Annotated in this window: 17 protein-coding genes and 1 pseudogene; 14 read left to right on the top strand and 4 right to left on the bottom strand. The window is 59.1% G+C overall.

Annotation, left to right across the window (positions count from 1 at the left end; translation table 11 throughout):
- The first annotated feature begins 176 nt into the window (after positions 1–176).
- The 8 genes and pseudogenes from E4L98_RS21445 (at position 177) to E4L98_RS21480 (ending at position 7,267) form a co-directional block, all read left to right on the top strand.
- Positions 177–560 carry a DUF6979 family protein gene (locus tag E4L98_RS21445; protein ID WP_135203580.1) on the top strand — a complete coding sequence of 128 codons (384 nt, stop codon included), beginning with the start codon at positions 177–179 and terminating at the stop codon, positions 558–560.
- A gap of 390 nt (positions 561–950) precedes the next feature.
- On the top strand, positions 951–1,436 hold the full coding sequence (locus E4L98_RS21450; RefSeq protein WP_167761405.1) for a hypothetical protein: 486 nt from the start codon (positions 951–953) through the stop codon (positions 1,434–1,436).
- Positions 1,437–1,559: 123 nt separating this feature from the next.
- Positions 1,560–1,886 (top strand): annotated as a pseudogene (locus E4L98_RS21455) (integrase core domain-containing protein); the annotation flags it as partial.
- Positions 1,887–2,041: 155 nt separating this feature from the next.
- Positions 2,042–3,904, top strand: coding sequence for an ATP-dependent nuclease (locus tag E4L98_RS21460; protein WP_135203583.1), 1,863 nt, complete (start codon positions 2,042–2,044; stop codon positions 3,902–3,904).
- A gap of 147 nt (positions 3,905–4,051) precedes the next feature.
- Positions 4,052–5,011 carry an alpha/beta hydrolase gene (locus E4L98_RS21465; protein ID WP_229257499.1) on the top strand — a complete coding sequence of 320 codons (960 nt, stop codon included), beginning with the start codon at positions 4,052–4,054 and terminating at the stop codon, positions 5,009–5,011.
- A 105-nt stretch (positions 5,012–5,116) separates the two neighbouring features.
- Positions 5,117–5,674 carry an RNA polymerase sigma factor gene (locus E4L98_RS21470; protein ID WP_135203584.1) on the top strand — a complete coding sequence of 186 codons (558 nt, stop codon included), beginning with the start codon at positions 5,117–5,119 and terminating at the stop codon, positions 5,672–5,674.
- Between the two features lie 16 nt (positions 5,675–5,690).
- A complete protein-coding gene (locus E4L98_RS21475; protein ID WP_229257500.1) occupies positions 5,691–6,032 on the top strand; it encodes a hypothetical protein in 342 nt (113 codons plus the stop codon).
- Positions 6,029–7,267 carry an MFS transporter gene (locus tag E4L98_RS21480; protein ID WP_135203585.1) on the top strand — a complete coding sequence of 413 codons (1,239 nt, stop codon included), beginning with the start codon at positions 6,029–6,031 and terminating at the stop codon, positions 7,265–7,267. The genes E4L98_RS21475 and E4L98_RS21480 overlap by 4 nt, the downstream gene beginning before the upstream one ends.
- Here E4L98_RS21480 and E4L98_RS21485 read toward each other — a convergent pair.
- Entirely contained in the window at positions 7,260–7,949 is a 690-nt protein-coding gene (locus E4L98_RS21485; RefSeq protein ID WP_167761407.1) for a substrate-binding periplasmic protein, read from the bottom strand. The genes E4L98_RS21480 and E4L98_RS21485 overlap by 8 nt on opposite strands.
- A gap of 161 nt (positions 7,950–8,110) precedes the next feature.
- Between E4L98_RS21485 and E4L98_RS21490 the strand changes: the two genes are divergently transcribed.
- On the top strand, positions 8,111–8,299 hold the full coding sequence (locus E4L98_RS21490) for a hypothetical protein (RefSeq protein WP_135203587.1): 189 nt from the start codon (positions 8,111–8,113) through the stop codon (positions 8,297–8,299).
- A 104-nt stretch (positions 8,300–8,403) separates the two neighbouring features.
- On the opposite strand, the gene E4L98_RS21495 is transcribed toward E4L98_RS21490, so the two are convergent.
- Positions 8,404–8,652: a DUF3297 family protein gene (locus tag E4L98_RS21495; protein ID WP_135203588.1), complete on the bottom strand. Its 249-nt coding sequence runs from the start codon at positions 8,650–8,652 to the stop codon at positions 8,404–8,406.
- Positions 8,653–8,664: 12 nt separating this feature from the next.
- Entirely contained in the window at positions 8,665–9,870 is a 1,206-nt protein-coding gene (locus E4L98_RS21500) for a cation:proton antiporter (RefSeq protein ID WP_135203589.1), read from the bottom strand.
- A 176-nt stretch (positions 9,871–10,046) separates the two neighbouring features.
- Between E4L98_RS21500 and E4L98_RS21505 the strand changes: the two genes are divergently transcribed.
- The 5 genes from E4L98_RS21505 (at position 10,047) to E4L98_RS21525 (ending at position 15,569) form a co-directional block, all read left to right on the top strand.
- Positions 10,047–10,499 (top strand): MarR family winged helix-turn-helix transcriptional regulator, encoded by a 453-nt coding sequence (locus E4L98_RS21505; RefSeq protein ID WP_135203590.1) that lies wholly within the window; start codon positions 10,047–10,049, stop codon positions 10,497–10,499.
- Between the two features lie 13 nt (positions 10,500–10,512).
- Positions 10,513–11,853 carry an MFS transporter gene (locus E4L98_RS21510; protein ID WP_135203591.1) on the top strand — a complete coding sequence of 447 codons (1,341 nt, stop codon included), beginning with the start codon at positions 10,513–10,515 and terminating at the stop codon, positions 11,851–11,853.
- Positions 11,854–11,862: 9 nt separating this feature from the next.
- Positions 11,863–12,825, top strand: a complete 963-nt coding sequence (locus E4L98_RS21515; RefSeq protein WP_135203592.1) for a LysR family transcriptional regulator — start codon at positions 11,863–11,865, stop codon at positions 12,823–12,825.
- A gap of 131 nt (positions 12,826–12,956) precedes the next feature.
- Entirely contained in the window at positions 12,957–14,252 is a 1,296-nt protein-coding gene (locus E4L98_RS21520; RefSeq protein WP_135203593.1) for a Glu/Leu/Phe/Val family dehydrogenase, read from the top strand.
- Positions 14,253–14,336: 84 nt separating this feature from the next.
- Positions 14,337–15,569 carry a malic enzyme-like NAD(P)-binding protein gene (locus E4L98_RS21525; protein WP_135203594.1) on the top strand — a complete coding sequence of 411 codons (1,233 nt, stop codon included), beginning with the start codon at positions 14,337–14,339 and terminating at the stop codon, positions 15,567–15,569.
- A gap of 40 nt (positions 15,570–15,609) precedes the next feature.
- Here E4L98_RS21525 and E4L98_RS21530 read toward each other — a convergent pair whose 3' ends face one another.
- Entirely contained in the window at positions 15,610–15,960 is a 351-nt protein-coding gene (locus E4L98_RS21530) for a DUF3147 family protein (RefSeq protein ID WP_135203595.1), read from the bottom strand.
- Between the last annotated feature and the right edge of the window lie 29 nt (positions 15,961–15,989).

Consider the following 15,989-nt stretch of genomic DNA (forward strand, 5'->3'; position numbering starts at 1 on the left):
ATTCCCTTGACCTCTCACCCGGCTGGGCGCTTTTAACTATTGGCCTTCCTGTAGGCCTTGGGATCGGAGTTTTCTTGTTGCCGCGTTTACGCAATCAACTCGGATTCCGATAACGGCCACAAGCTGCCGTTGAGACCGGAAGAACTTACAGGCGTACCAATTTTGTAGAGACTGATATGGGTAAATATGGGTCCGCAGCAGTAAACGCAGTTCGTGCCTATTCTTCTGGGCGAGCCAGCAGTGCTATTGATGCCTGGAACATTGCAGTTTGCGATACTTTTCCGAATAGCCCTTCATCACAAGAAAAAAGCTGTCCCAAAGGTACGTTTTTAGGAATTTGCGGAAGTGGAAATGTAGTCGGCATACCGAGCGGCGAATACACTACATCAGAAAAAAATAGGCGTTATGGCCTAAGGGCGCTTGAGATACTGAGTGAGTCACCAGGCCTAGCCGAAGATGAGCTTGCGCTGTGGAAGCGAGTTATGGCTGGCGAAGACAAGAAACCTAACTCTCAAATGGATGTGGTTATTTCTCTTTGGAAGGCCGGACTCGTGAACTAAAAACTTAAAGCAAAATAGGCTGAAGGCGGCCAATAGTGGCCGGCGATTCTAGGACGAGACTGGACATTTAAGCAGTATGACGTTGTGCGGGTAACGCCTCTGGCCTTGCAGATTGATACGCCTGATGATCAGTTTAATCGCCGCAAGCCTGTAGTCCGCGATATAGCAACGATCATCGAAATTTATTCAGCACCACCAGACTACGAATCGGAGTGTAGCGATGCCCACGGCATTCCACGGTGGTTGGTTGCATATAGGCCAGATGAAGTCACGCTGGAACTGAACAAGTACCTTGACCGTCAACGGCCGAAAACCAACGTCCAAGCGAACCCATGAAATATTAAGGCCAAGATGATTTATTCGAGAATCGTAAGCTGCTATGACAGTCCGGTGACGCTTGCCGGCCGAACGATCAATTCTGTTCACGCCGAATACAGCTTTGTAGCCTTCAGGCTCGACAATGATGACATTATTGGTTTTGCTGTTGAAGAGGTTTCAGTCGGTAGATGGTTCGAAGTGTTTCCGCTGTGCCTCCATGAACCAGGGGGAAGTTACCCTTTCATTTGGGCAGAACTGAGCGCTCCTTTTACTGTTGTGTCTAGCGAATTGTTGTGGAGAGAAGAATGGCTAGAGCCAGCTTCCGACAATGCAGGTTTTCTGGGAACGGGGCCAGGTTTCACTCAGCACGCAGCTGCGCTTGGAACAGCACCGGCAGAGAACGGCAATATTGTGAAGGTATTGGCAGGGATTAAATTAATTGGTTTGGAGGGCGCTCAATTTGTCGTGTGTAGCTCGCACAATACGCCTTTCAAGACAGACTTAGCGATGGATATCGTAGAGGTCGGCAATATCGTGCGATTCCACACGTGCGTTTAGTCTCAACTGGGTTCGGCCAAGAGCAGACCTAGACCGTTGCAAGAATTTCTATCGAAAATGGCAGGTTTGAATGATGAGAAAATTAATTTTTGTTCTCCTTTGTTTATTCTACCGCTCAGCAGTGGTATCGAGCTGGAATTCTTGAGCGATAATGGCGGCGCGTTTCGGGCCAAGGATACGCACGCGCTGGCCAAGGACTTGGGTATCAAGCCGGTCCATACGCCGGTGTGCAGCCCGCAGTCCAATGGCATTGCCGAGAGCTTCGTGAACACGTTTAAACGCGACTACGTCAGCCAGCTGGACCGCAGCAGCGCCGACATCGTGCTCAGACAAATGCCGGCGGCGTTCAAGCATTTCAACGAGATTCATCCGCATTCGTCCTTGGGCTATAAGTCACCAAGCATGTATCGGGAAGAGCTAATGCGCCGGGCTCAGATCGGCGTTAATTAAGCGATAGGTTGTGTCCGGTAGTAGCGGGGCAAGATCAGGTTACATTGCTTATAAAGTGAGTTAATTGAGCTTCTCTTTTCGGCCAGCAGCAGCCGGTCAAGTTATCGAGATTTGAAAATCTCCTTAAACCAAAATTTATATATAAGGTCCCAACAGTGAGCTTTCCCATCGAATTAACAGCGCAAGTACAAAGCCATAACGGAAATTTCACTCGAAAGTTCACGTTGAATCGCGGTCTTACAGTTCTGCTGGGGCCAAATGGATCAGGTAAGACGCACCTCCTGAGAGGACTAAAGAACAGCCTTGGCCAACATGTGAACGGCAAGCACGTTCGCTTTCTATCTGCTGGCCGTATGGGAGTTTTGGAACAGTTCAGGTCCGATTTTGACGGTCATCGTGGCGGTAGTCCGATGTATGACAGTGCGACATATGGCAGCAAAGGGGATGCAAGCCGTCGACATCAAATGGAAACTCTCACCGGTGATTTCCAAACACTAGCAGAGCGAGCTGATATTCTGATAAAGATTCAGGAAAGGCTCAGAAAGCTATTTAAGCGAGATGTTCTCATCGATTGGGATGGCGGCCACCTCAAGATATCTTTTTCTCGATTAGATGTTGACACAAAGCCCTATTCCTCTGGCCGCGAAGCATCCGGCCTAATGCACTTGGTAGGGATACTTGCTGCGCTCTATGATGATGATGTGGGTGCACTTCTTCTTGACGAACCTGAGGTGTCATTGCACCCGCAACTCCAAGCCTTTCTTCTTAAAGAGCTGCTGAGTGTTGCTGGACATCCATCGCTTGGTGGCAATAAAAAAATAATCATCATCGCAACCCATTCAACTGAAATGCTTCAAATCCAAGGCCCAGAAGACTTGTTGTCGTTAGTCTTCTGTCATGACCTCATGACCGATCCTGTTCAGATTTCGGCAGATGCTGGCGAACTAAAGAATAAGAAACTACAAGGGCTCATTGCCAGGCTCGGACAGGAGCACAAGCTTGCATTGTTCTCGAAACGCCCATTGCTAGTCGAGGGGCCATCGGATGTAATCATATGTAGTGCCCTCGCTGCTCAATTAGATATGCATTTGGAAGCCGCCGGCTCGCAGCTTCTCCCAGTGATTGGAAAAGGCCAAATGCCAGTTGTAGCTAAATTGCTGCGTCTACTAGGAAAGGAACCTGTAGCCTTAGCCGACGCTGATGGAATTGCCGATGGAGTTGAATTAGTTAATACCTATCTTATCGACAATCCAGTTGTAGATGAAAAAGCAAGTATTCTTGGGTTTGGGTCAGCGCAACAGATGGCAGGCTCAATATATGGAGACTTCTGCAAGTTGGTTGATGGTCGCTGGCATGAAATTTCAGCGAACGCAGAAAACCATCCATATTGGCTCAACAAGAATTCCGACGAGGAGTTGCTAGCAAAGCGTCGGTCTGCACTATGTGCCCTATTCTCAACTGATACCTCGGACCTAAACAAGCTTGCTGCTGATAATGCTTGGGGAAAAATTAAAACGCGAATTACAGCGTTGCTCGACTTGCTAGAACAGTGTGGCCTATTTATCCTGCGAAAAGGATCAATTGAGTCCTATTACCTAACTGCAGATCAGCTCACTTCCATCGGAAAACCTAGCGTGGCTGTATCGGAAATTGATCACTTCAATCAGCACTCCCATTCGGACTTAAGCGCTTCTTACTCTGATGTGATTCGCTGCATACGATATGCCTCAAATTCAGAGGTGATTTGCGAGGCTGAAGCACTGAGAGACTTGCTTCTTTCAGTAGTGTCACCGGCGCACGCTCGGTTTAAAGGTGGCGATACCACACAAAATTTCAATCTATTGGCGCGCTCATTGCTGGGTGAGCGAGCGAAGATATTCGGCTTAACTGTAGATGGGGAGAAACTCGTGGTATCTATTCAAAGTAAAATACTTGATGTCACTGGTTTTCCCGTTGCTATCGGAAGGGACGACGATGTTTTAAAATCAATTAATGATGCCTTATCCACCCCTTCATAACCCATAATTAACGCAGAAACCCTAATACACGGAATGCCACCCACTTCTATTTTGAAGTATTTTCCTCATAGATTGGATGGCTTCCGCTCAGGGGCGACAGTCGGCTTCGGGGCGTTAGCGGACCCCACATATTAGGAAACCATCATCGTGTCTCAAGACATCCAAACTTGCGAGATAATTTTATGGATAGCAAGGCTCGCCACAGTAGCACTTATATTTTTCTCCATCGATAATAAGCTGGCATGGGCCGGCGGTTGGCAACCCGCGTCGGGCCAAGTACAGATACCAATCTGGCCTGGCAGCGCGCCCGACGCCATATCGGCCCCAAATCAGGAATCGGTCCAGCTCGCCAAAGGACATGGCGGCTGGACCCAGGTCAATGACGTCAGCATGCCGACCATGACGGTGTATGCCCCCAAGGCTCCAGGCACGGGGGCGGCGGTGGTGGTATTTCCTGGTGGCGGATTCAGGGTGCTGGCCATGGACCTGGAGGGCACAGAGATCTGCGATTGGCTGACATCGCAAGGCATCACTTGTGTGCTGCTCAAGTATCGCGTCCCCGGCGGCAACCACTACTGGGACGATAAATGCCAATGCGCTATCACGCCCAAGGTGCCGCGCGCGTTGCAGGATGCGCAAAGGACGATCAGGCTGGTCCGTTCCAAAGCCAGGGAATTGAGCATCGATCCCGGCAAGATCGGCGTGATCGGCTTTTCGGCCGGCGGCTATCTGGTGGCGCAGACCAGCAATATTTTCGCTTCGACGTACAAGCCCGTCGACGCCATCGACAAACTGAGCAGCCGCCCGGACTTTGCCATCGCGCTGTACCCCGGTCATCTGTGTCGCGCCGGCGAGAAATTCGATGCCAGCATCCGCGTTACAAAGCAAACGCCGCCCACCTTCCTGCTGCAAGCCTGGGATGATCCTGTCGATCCGATCTGCAACAGTACGCTGTATGCGCGCGAACTGGATCGCGCCGGCGTGCCGGCGGAAGTCCATCTGTTTGCCAAGGGCGGACATGCTTTCGGACTGCGCGACAAAGACCATCCCATTTCATCGTGGCCGTCGCTCGTGGAAAACTGGCTCAAGGACATCGGCATGCTATGAAATCACGGACCTAGGTCGACGGTAAAATATCTTATTTCAATCCCGAATAAGTCGCATTTTTTTGGCGCTATACAATATGCCGCCGCATGGACCGTCTTCGAGTCTATGACTTTGCCCACCATGACTTCTGAGCAGGATCAGGACATCACCGCCACCGTGCTGAAGGAGCGCTCGCGCCTGTGGAATTTCATCCGCCGCCGTGTCGCCGATCAGACCGATGCCGACGATATCCTGCAGGACGTGTTCTACGAATTCACCCAGGCTTACCGCCTGCCCGAGCCCATCGAGCAGGCCAGCGCCTGGTTGTTCCGCGTCGCGCGCAACCGTATCATCGACCGTTTCCGCAAGAAGAAGGAAGTCGCGCTCGAGGATCTGGGCGGCGCCGACGAGGATGAGGAATGCCGCCTCGACCTGCTGCTGCCCTCCCCCGACGCCGGGCCGGAGGCCGCCTACACCCGCGCCATGCTGCTCGAAGAGTTGCAGCTGGCCCTGGAAGAGCTGCCCGCCAACCAGCGCGACGTCTTCATCGCCCACGAACTCGACGGTGTCAGTTTCAAGGAGATGGCGGCCCAGACCGGCGTCTCGATCAACACTTTATTGGCCCGCAAACGCTACGCCGTGCTGCATCTGCGCCAGCGCCTGCAAGCCCTGTACGAAGAATGAAAGGAGTACCTCTGCAATGCGTCCCGAAAATATGAGCTACAAGAAATTCAAACTGATGAAGGGCCTGTTCGTGCTGGCCTGCGCCGCCGTACTGGGCGCGATCGTCATGTTGTTGTGGAACTGCCTGATCCCCGCCATCTTCCCCGGCGCCAATGCCGTGACTTATTGGCAAGCCCTGGGATTGCTGGTACTCTGCCGCATCCTGTTCGGCGGTTTCCATGGCCGCCACCGCGACTGGCACGAGCGCCGCGAGCAGTGGCAGCGCTGGCAAGCCATGACGCCCGAGGAGCGCGCCGCCTTCTTCAAGAAGCGCGCCAATTTCTGCCGCCCCGAACCACACGATACGAAAGACGAATGAAAAAACCGCCCGCGCCGCCCTTCAGCGGCTATCAGAAAACCGTGGTGGCGATGCTGGCTTTCCTGCTGTTCGCCGTGATCCTGGACTTCATGCTGATGTCGCCGCTGGGCGCCCTCATCATGCCGGACCTGAAGATCGGTCCCGCCCAGTTCGGCCTGGTGGTGTCGGCCTACGCCTTCAGCGCCGGCGTGTCCGGCCTGCTGACGGCCGGCTTCGCCGATCGCTACGACCGCAAGAAGCTGCTGCTGTTCTTTTATAGCGGCTTCATCCTCGGCACCGTCTGGTGCGGCATGGCGCAGACCTTCGAAAGCCTGCTGGCCGCGCGCGTGTTCACCGGTCTGTTCGGCGGCGTGATCGGTTCCGTCGTGCTGGCGATTTCCACCGACCTGTTCCCGCCGCAGATGCGCGGCCGCGTGATGGGGCTGATCCAGACCGCATTCGCCGCCAGCCAGGTGCTGGGCATCCCGGCCGGCATCTACCTGTCGAATCAGTGGAACTGGCATGTGCCGTTCGTGGCGATGGCCGCCTTTGGCCTGGTCGGCGGCCTGCTGGTGGCGTGGAAGATGCAGCCGGTCGATGCGCACCTGGGCCAGCCGCAGGAGCACAGTCCGTTCATGCACCTGTTCCACACGCTGACGGAACGACGCTATCTGCTGGCGTTCTGCATCACCGCCCTGCTGACCACCGGCGGCTTCATGCTGATGCCGTTCAGCAGCGCCTACATCGTCAACAACATGGGCATCGACCTGCAGCATCTGCCGACCGTATATCTGGTGACCGGCATCGCCACCATCTTCATCGGCCCGCTGATCGGGCGCGCAGCAGACGCGGTCGGCAAGTTCCGCGTGTTCTTGTTCGGCACCACGCTGTCGATCGTGATGGTGCTGACCTACACCCACATGGGCCACACCTCGCTGTGGGTGCTGGTGGTGATCAACTCGCTGATGTTCGTCGGGATTTTCTCGCGCATGATTCCATTCCAGGCGATTTCGTCGACGGTGCCCAGCATGACCCAGCGCGGCTCCTACAATGCGATCAGCGCTTCGATCCAGCAGTTGGCCGGGGGCCTGGCGTCGGTGGTGTCGGGCCACATTGTCAAGCAGGCGGCCGACGGCCGACTCGAACATTTCGACACCGCCGGTTACGTGGTGGTGGCGACTTCTCTCGTGGCCACCGCGCTGGTGTGGCGCCTGCATCGCGATCTGCCGGCGATAGCGCCGCAAGCAGCTATCTGAGCGACAAACCGTATTTGTCGGCGGTCTGCTGCATGAAAGACGACGCTTTCATTTTCGCGAACTCGTCGCGCAATGCGCGCACCGTGGCGGCCGGGGTGCCCAAGCTGGCCGCCACATAATATTCCCCCACACCGGGCATGGCGATGGTCCGCTCCAGCAGCCCGCACGAGACGTGCGCGTTGTGGCAGATGGCCTTCATCGACAGTTCCGACGCCACCATCAGATCCACCCGTCCCGCCACCATCTTGCGCAGATTGGATTCATCCAGCGTGGCCAGGTCGGCCTCCAGCCCCAGTGCGTGCAACTGTTCCTCGACCACGTCGCCGCGTGTGGCGGCCACCCTGTAGCGGCCCAGGTCGGCCAGCGCGCGCACCTGGACGTCACGGCGCGCCGCCAGCTTGTATACGTAGACGCTGCGCGGCGCGATCGGCGCGATCCACTGCAACTGGTGCTCGCGCTCGGGCGTGCGCACCACGCTGAAGATCAGCACATTGGGCTGGCTCCTGGCCATGCGGAAGGCGCGGGCCCAAGGATAGATGTGTATGCTGTAGCCCGCCTTGGTCCGCCGCAGAGAGGTCTCCACCAGCTCGGTCGAATATCCGGTGATGCGGCCGCACTCAACGTAACTGTAGGGCGCGAAATCTTCCGTCACCACGGTCAGGACGGGACCGGCCAGTGCCATTACGGACCAGGTCGCTACCAACAGAAACGTAATAATTTGTTTCCACATGTTAAGAAAAACCATTTTGTTTCCACATGGAACTATTTTACGTTAGAATAATTGTAGCTAGAAGTTCCCGTATTTAATTTACTAACCTTAACAGATCCGAAAGGGAGAAGTGCATGAATTCCAGAAATATGGATGCTGCCTGCCTGCGCGCCCTGCGCCGTCGTGGCCATTCCGACTCCAGCATAGCCGCCATGACGCCCGAGGAGGCGTTCTGCGAATATTGCGCCTACCACGGGATCATGAATCTATCCCCATCCAAGCTGGAAATGCTAGACAAGCTGCGCGGCGAGGCCGGCAAATAAACTGATTCAGCCGGCGGCGCGGCGCATGCCTGCGGTCCCCGGTCGCAACAACCCAGCGAAAAAAAAGCCACGTTCAACGTGGCTTTTCTGAAACTGCTGTGTGATCAACGGTAAAACGGCTCGACGGTACCCTTCAGCTTGATCAGCATGGGGTTGCCGTGGCGGTCCAGCGCCTTGCCGGCCGGGACCTTGATCCAGCCTTCGCTGATGCAGTACTCATCTACATCGTTGCGCTCTTTGCCGTTGAAATTGATGCCGATGTCGTGTTCGAACACGGCAGCAACGTGGAATTTGCTGCGTGGATCGATCGACAGACGGTCCGGCAGCGGTGGGAGTTGGATAGTATCGTTCATCCCGCCATTATATCAGCTGGTTTTGAAGATCAGTTGCGCCGCGCGCTGCAATTTCGGCGCCACCATCGGCACCGTCAGCATGGTGCTGCCGATGGCCATCAGCAGCAGCGCGGTGAAGGTCTCGCTGGTGATGATCTGCTTGTCCAGCAGGATGTTGACGAAGATGATCATGATCAGCGCCTTGGTCTGCAGCAGCCAGCCGATGATCGACGCCTCGCCCGGCCCCCACTTCAGAATGCGGCCGGCGATGTGGATGCCCGCCAGCTTGCCCGACACCGACGCCACCAGCAGCACCAGCGCCACCACGAACACCGCCGGGCCGCCGACCGCCCAGTTGGTGCGCAGCCCGGTGCTGAGGAAGAACACCGGCATCACCGCCATCAGCACGTTCGCGCGCAGGAAGTCCATCTTCTGCTGGTCGAACCACTCGGCATCCATCACCGCGCCGGCCAGGAAGGCGCCGACCATGTAATGCAGCCCAGCCCAGTCGGCCGCGAAGGCGCACACCGCCAGCCAGATGAACGACACATACCAGCGGTCACGCTCCTCGATGCGCACCATCAGCTTGCGGAACAGCCAGGTGGCAAACGCAAACGCCACCAGGAAGCCGCCCTGACGGCCGACGCGGTCCCAGTCCAGCATGATCACCGCCAGCACACCCCAGATGGCGATGTCGTCCAGGCTGGCGTAACGCAGGATGCGCTGGCCGATCGGCTGGCGCAGGATCTCCAGTTTTTCCATCAGCAGGATGAGGATCGGCAGCGCCGTCACGGCGCAGGCCATGCCCACGCCCAGCACGAACTGCCAGCTGTGCGCCTTCGGCCCCATCCAGCCGGCGTAGCCGAGCATACCGAGCGCGGCGACGCAGCCGAACGCCAGCGGCGTGCCAAGCGCCAGACCGGCGGTGATGACGCTTTCACGACGGTGCTGCCAGGCCTTCTTCAGATCCAGCTCCACGCCGGCGATCATCACGAACATCATCACCGCCCACCAGGCGATACCGTTGAGCGACTGCACCACCTGCGGATTGAAGACGAAGCTGTAGTAATCGGGGAACGCGCGGCCCATGATGCCCGGCCCCAGCAAGATGCCGGCAATGATCTGCACCACCACCAGCGGCGCATAGTAATCGGTGCCGCCCAGCCGCCAGATCAGGTAGGGCACGCTGAATATGATCACCATCGCGATCAGGAAGATTTCGGTTGTTCCCATGTGCATGGAATGCCTCCTTGTTATGTAATTATGTAATATCGACGAGTTTAGCTTAATAACAACTGATTGCGATAGTGATAGTGTAAAAAAGCTACAAAGCGATTGCTTATTACTTGCTTATTACTTGCTTATTACTTGCTTGATCAAGTATTATTCAAGCATTAATCAACGAGGAGGCAATCATGAACGAATCGACAATCAGTCCCAGCCTTGAATTCACCCTGCGTCTGGCGCGCGCGCAAGCGACGCTGGTGCGGCGTCTGGACCAGGTGCTGGGCGGCTACCACGGCATCAGCTTCAGCGACTTCATGCTGCTGCACTACCTGAACCGCGCGCCGGGCGGCCGCCTGCGCCGCGTCGACCTGGCGGAGCGCCAGGGGCTGACCGCGTCCGGTGTCACCCGCACCCTGCTGCCGTTGGAGAAAATCGGTCTGGTCGAACGTCAGCAGGACCCGCGCGACGCGCGCGTCGCTTACGCGGCCATCACCGACACCGGTCGCGAGCTGCTGCTCAACGCCACCACCGTCGCCGAGCAAATCAGCAAGGACCTGCTGCGCAGCTGTCCGCCTTCGCAATTCGATGACCTCAGCAGCGCGCTGGCCCTGATCGCCGGCATGAACGCCACCAATTCCTGACACGGAGGGCCAGATGGCCGACCAAGACCTGCCGCGCGCGGCACTGAAGCGCGACCCGAATTTCAAATGGCTGATGCGCGGCGGCGTGATCTCCATGCTGGGCGACCAGATGAGCATGATCGCCCTGCCCTGGCTGGTGCTCAAGCTGAGCGGCGACACGTTGGCCCTGGGCCTGGTGATCGCGCTGATGAGCGTACCGCGCGCGGTCTTCATCCTGATCGGCGGCGCGCTGGTCGACCGCTATTCGCCCAAGCACGTGCTCATGCTCAGCAAGTACGCCAATGCCGTGCTGCTCGCCTTACTGACACTGCTGGTGCTGAAGACATCGTCCTCGCCCACCGTACCGCTCGGCGATTCGTTATCGCTTACCGTCGCCATGACGCCGCAGCTCACGCTGGACCTGATCTACGCGCTGGCGCTGGGCCTGGGGCTGGCGCAAGCCTTCGGCATGCCGTCCGCGACCTCGATCATGCCGCTGGCGATCGCGCCAGCGCATCTGCAGGCGGCCAACGGCATGCTGATGGGATTGCGGCAGGTGTCGATGCTGATCGGTCCACTGCTGGCGGCCGGGTTGCTGGCGGTGGCCGGCAACGGCAACGGCGTCGTCAGCGACGCGCGCGGCCTGGCGCTGGCCTTCGGCTTCGACTGCCTCAGCTTCGTGGTCTCGGCGTGGACGCTGTCCAAGGTGCGGCTGCTGCCACGGCCGGCGCCGGCGTCGGCCGAACCGCAGCAATCCGTACTGCGCTCGGTCGGCGCCGGCCTGCGCATGGTGTGGGACGACGTGCCGCTGCGCATGTGCTTCATCTACTGGGGCACGGTGTCGCTGTTCATCGGCGGCGCCATGCAGGTGGCGATTCCGGTGCTGGCCAACGACCTGCACGGCGCCTCGACACTGGGCCTGATGATGGGCGCGCACGGCGCCGGCACCCTGCTCGGCATGGGCGTCGCCGCCAAGGTGGGCGCGCGCCTGCGCTTCGCCACCTTCGGCGCGATGATACTGCTGGTCGACGCGCTGGCCGGCCTGCTGCTGATGCCTCTGGGCCTGGTGCATGCGGCCTGGCAGGCGTGCGCGCTGATGCTGACACTGGGCCTGCTGGGCGGCTACATGCAGATCAACGTCTTCACCTGGATACAGCGGCGCGTGCCGCCGCACATGATGGGCCGCGCCATGAGCATCTTCATGTTCATCTTCATGGGACTGGCGCCGTTGTCGGCGGCGGCCACCGGCTGGCTGCTGACGCTACTGACGCTGTCGCAATTGTTCCTCGGTGGTGGCATGATACTGATGCTGTTCGCAGCGGGCGCCTATCTGTTTACGCCCATGCGCACCATCACCTCGCCCCAACCGCAATAAGGAACACGCATGGAAACCAAATGGCTGGAAGACTTCATCTCGCTGGTGGAGACCAATAACTTCAGCCGCTCGGCGGCGCTGCGCCACGTGACGCAGCCCGCCTTTTCGCGCCGCATCCAGTCACTGGAAAACTGGCTGGGCACCGACCTGATCGATCGCACCTCCTATCCCACCCGCCTGACGCCGGCCGGCGTGGTGTTCTACGAGCAGGCGCTGGAGATGCTCTCGAAAATCAATGGCGCGCGTGAACTGCTGCGCTCCAAGCGCGCGGCGGCGCAGACCAGCATCGACCTGGCCGTGCCGCACACACTGTCGCTGACTTTCGTGCCAAAGTGGCTCACCTCACTGGAAGACAACTTCGCGCCTATCCGCAGCCGCCTGATGGCGCTCAACGTGCACGACGCCGTGCTGCAACTGGTCGAAGGCGGCTGCGACCTGCTGCTGTGCTACCACCATCCACGCCAGCCGGTGCAGCTCGATCCGGGCCGCTACGACATGCTGGTGCTGGGCCGCGAATCGCTGCGCGCCTACGCGCGCTGCGACAAGAACAAGGTGCCCGAATTCCGCCTGCCCGGCACCAAGCGCGCCCCCTTGCCGTTTTTGTCATACACGAACAACGCCTACCTGGGCCGCATGGTGGAGCTGATCCTGGGCGACGCCAAAACGCCGCTGCACCTGGAGCCGCATTACGAAACCGACATGGCGGAAGGCCTGAAGATGATGGCGCTGGAAGGGCGCGGCATCGCCTTCCTGCCCGAATCGGCGGTCACGCGCGAACTCAAACAGAAGCAGCTGGCGCGCGCCGACGGCGACACGGCGGACTGGGAAATCGAAATGGACATCCGCCTGTACCGCGAGCGCCCATCCGCTTCGCGGCCCGGCAAGGCCATCGTCGAACGGCTGTGGCACTTCCTCGAACAGCAGCAGCACGGCGGCGCGGGCAAACGCCGCGTGCCGGTATCGGAACGCTAACTATGCGTTTTTTGCATAGCCGAATGCGCATACAGCATTGGCCGCCTTAAATGCCCAGGCGTAGGATTCGAGCCACTTGAGCGCTGCCACGAGCAGCGCCCAGCCAAACGAATCCAACGGGAGCCTTGAGCATGACCTCTGTACCAGCACAACACGCACTGCCTTCCTACCTCAACGCCGAAGATCTCGGCCCATGGGGTGTCTACCTGCAGCAGATCGACCGCGTCACCCCGCACCTCGGCAGCCTGTCGCGCTGGGTCGAAACCCTCAAGCGCCCCAAGCGCATCCTGACCGTCGACGTGCCGATCGAGCGTGACGACGGCACCATCGCCCACTACGAAGGCTACCGCGTGCAGCACAACATGTCGCGCGGTCCGGGCAAGGGCGGCGTGCGCTTCCACCAGGACGTGACCCTGTCCGAAGTGATGGCGCTGTCGGCCTGGATGACCGTCAAGAATGCCGCCGTCAACGTGCCGTACGGCGGCGCCAAGGGCGGTATCCGTGTCGATCCTAAAACCCTGTCGCGCGGCGAACTGCAGCGCCTGACCCGCCGCTACACCAGCGAAATCAGCCTGATCATCGGCCCGAACAAGGATATCCCGGCGCCGGACGTCAACACCAACGAACAGGTGATGGCCTGGATGATGGACTCCTACGCCATGATCGAAGGTAACCTGTCGACCGGCGTGGTGACCGGCAAACCGATCTCGCTGGGCGGCTCGCTGGGCCGCCGCGAAGCGACCGGCCGTGGCGTGTTCGTGGTCGGCCGCGAAGCCGCCGCCAAGCGCGGCGTGGCGATCGAAGGCGCCCGTGTCGCCGTACAGGGCTTCGGCAATGTCGGCGGCGTGGCAGCAACCATGTTCGCCGAAGCCGGCGCCGAGGTGATCGCAGTGCAGGACCACACCGGCACCATCGTCCACCAGGGTGGCCTGGACGTCGCCCTGCTGCATAAATTCGTGGCCGAAACCGGTGGCGTCGCCAACTTCCCTGGTGCCGAGCAGACGATCGGCCGTGACGGTTTCTGGGACATCGAGTCCGACATCCTGATCCCGGCCGCCCTGGAACAGCAGATTACTGCCGCCAACGCGCCGCGTATTCGCACCAAAATCATCCTGGAAGGCGCCAACGGCCCCACCACGCCGGAGGCCGACGACATCCTGACCGACAAGGACGTGCTGATCGTTCCTGACGTCCTCGCCAACGCGGGCGGCGTAACCGTGTCATACTTCGAGTGGGTGCAGGATTTCTCCAGCTTCTTCTGGACGGAAGATGAAATTAATGCACGCTTGACCCGCATCATGCAGGATGCATTCAATGCCGTATGGGCCGTTGCGCAGGATAAGAAAGTCACGCTGCGAACCGCCACCTTCATTCTCGCTTGCACCCGAGTGCTGCAGGCGCGTGAAGTTCGTGGCCTCTACCCATAAGCATCGGAATCCCCAGCAGTTTGCGCCTGTACCTGCCCCTGGCTCGTACGGGCGTTTTTCGCTTTATAAGGAATACAAGACAACATGACCACGATAGAACAAAAGGCACTCGCCTACCACCGTGCCGGCAGCGCCGGCAAGATCGCCACCGAGATCACCAAGAGCGTCAGCACCCAGGAAGACCTGGCGCTGGCATACTCGCCCGGCGTTGCAGCGCCCTGCGTCGAGATCAAGCGCGATCCGGCCAAGGCCTACGAATACACCGCCAAGGGCAATCTGGTGGGCGTCATCACCAACGGCAGCGCGGTGCTCGGCCTGGGCAACATCGGTGCGCTGGCCGGCAAGCCGGTGATGGAAGGTAAAGTGGTGCTGTTCAAGAAGTTCGCCGGCATCGACGCCTTCGACATCGAAGTCGACGAGAGCGATCCGGACAAGCTGGTGGACATCATCGCCGCATTGCATCCGACCTTCGGCGGCATCAACCTGGAAGACATCAAGGCTCCCGAGTGCTTCTACATCGAACGCAAGCTGCGCGAGCGCCTGTCGATTCCGGTGTTCCATGACGACCAGCACGGCACCGCCATCGTGGTCGGCGCCGGCATGCTGAACGCGATCGAAATGACCGGCCGCGACATCGCCACCGTGAAGATCGTCTGCTCCGGCGCCGGCGCGGCAGCCGTCGCCTGTCTGGAACTGCTGGTGGACCTGGGCGCGCAGCGCAAGAACATCTACGTCTGCGACAGCAAGGGCGTGCTGACCACCGCGCGCAACCTGGACGGCGAAAAGGCCGCCTGGGCGCAGGACACCAGCGCCGCCACCCTGTCGGACGTGATGGAAGGCGCCGACGTGTTCCTGGGCGTCTCCGGCCCGGGCGTGATGTCGCAGGCCGACGTGCAGCGCATGAAGGCGCAGCCGATCGTCTTCACCCTGGCCAATCCGGAACCGGAACTGCGTCCGGAACTGGTGCGCGAAGTGGCGCCGGACGCGATCATCGCCACCGGCCGGTCGGACTACCCGAACCAGATCAACAACGCGCTGTGCTTCCCCTACCTGTTCCGCGCGGCGCTGGACTCGGGCGCCACCACCATCAACACGGAAATGAAGCGTGCCTGCGTGGTTGCGCTGGCCGACATGGCGCGCAGCGACGCCCGCTTCAGCAAGGACTACATCGTCCCCGGCCTGCTGGACCCGCGCCTGCTGAGCGGCGTCACGCCGAAGATCGCCACCGCCGCCTGGCGCAGCGGCGTCGCGCGCAAACAGCTGATCGAAGCCGACTACGCCGACGACCTGAAGGATCTGGCCGAATCGCTGCTGTAACAATCCGGGGTCAGGTCCGGCAACTGGACGCGACCCCGATTTAAAGCAGCTCTATGCCAAACCGTCTCACCACCAGCGCGAATGCGCCAAACGACACGATGGTGATGGCCACGCACGCCAGCAGGCTGCCCCAGAAGCCCAGCCGCGGCAGCAATGCTGGAAACGCCAGGAACATGGGCAAGGTCGGCACCACGTACCAGAATGTGTACCAGGCGTGATTGGCGATTTTCTGCTCGCTCTGATTTTCCACGTGCAGCCAGATCAGCGCCAGCAACGTCACCAGCGGCAGCGCGGCGACCAGCGCGCCTATCCTGTCGCTGCGCCTGGCAAATTCGGAGACGACGATGACGATCGCCGATGTCAGTAGGTATTTCGTCAATAGCCAAGCCATACCGTACCTCCTGCCTCATGCGGGCGGTT

The sequence above is a fragment of the Duganella callida genome, assembly GCF_004614165.1.
In the GTDB taxonomy this organism is placed as follows: domain Bacteria; phylum Pseudomonadota; class Gammaproteobacteria; order Burkholderiales; family Burkholderiaceae_D; genus Rugamonas; species Rugamonas callida.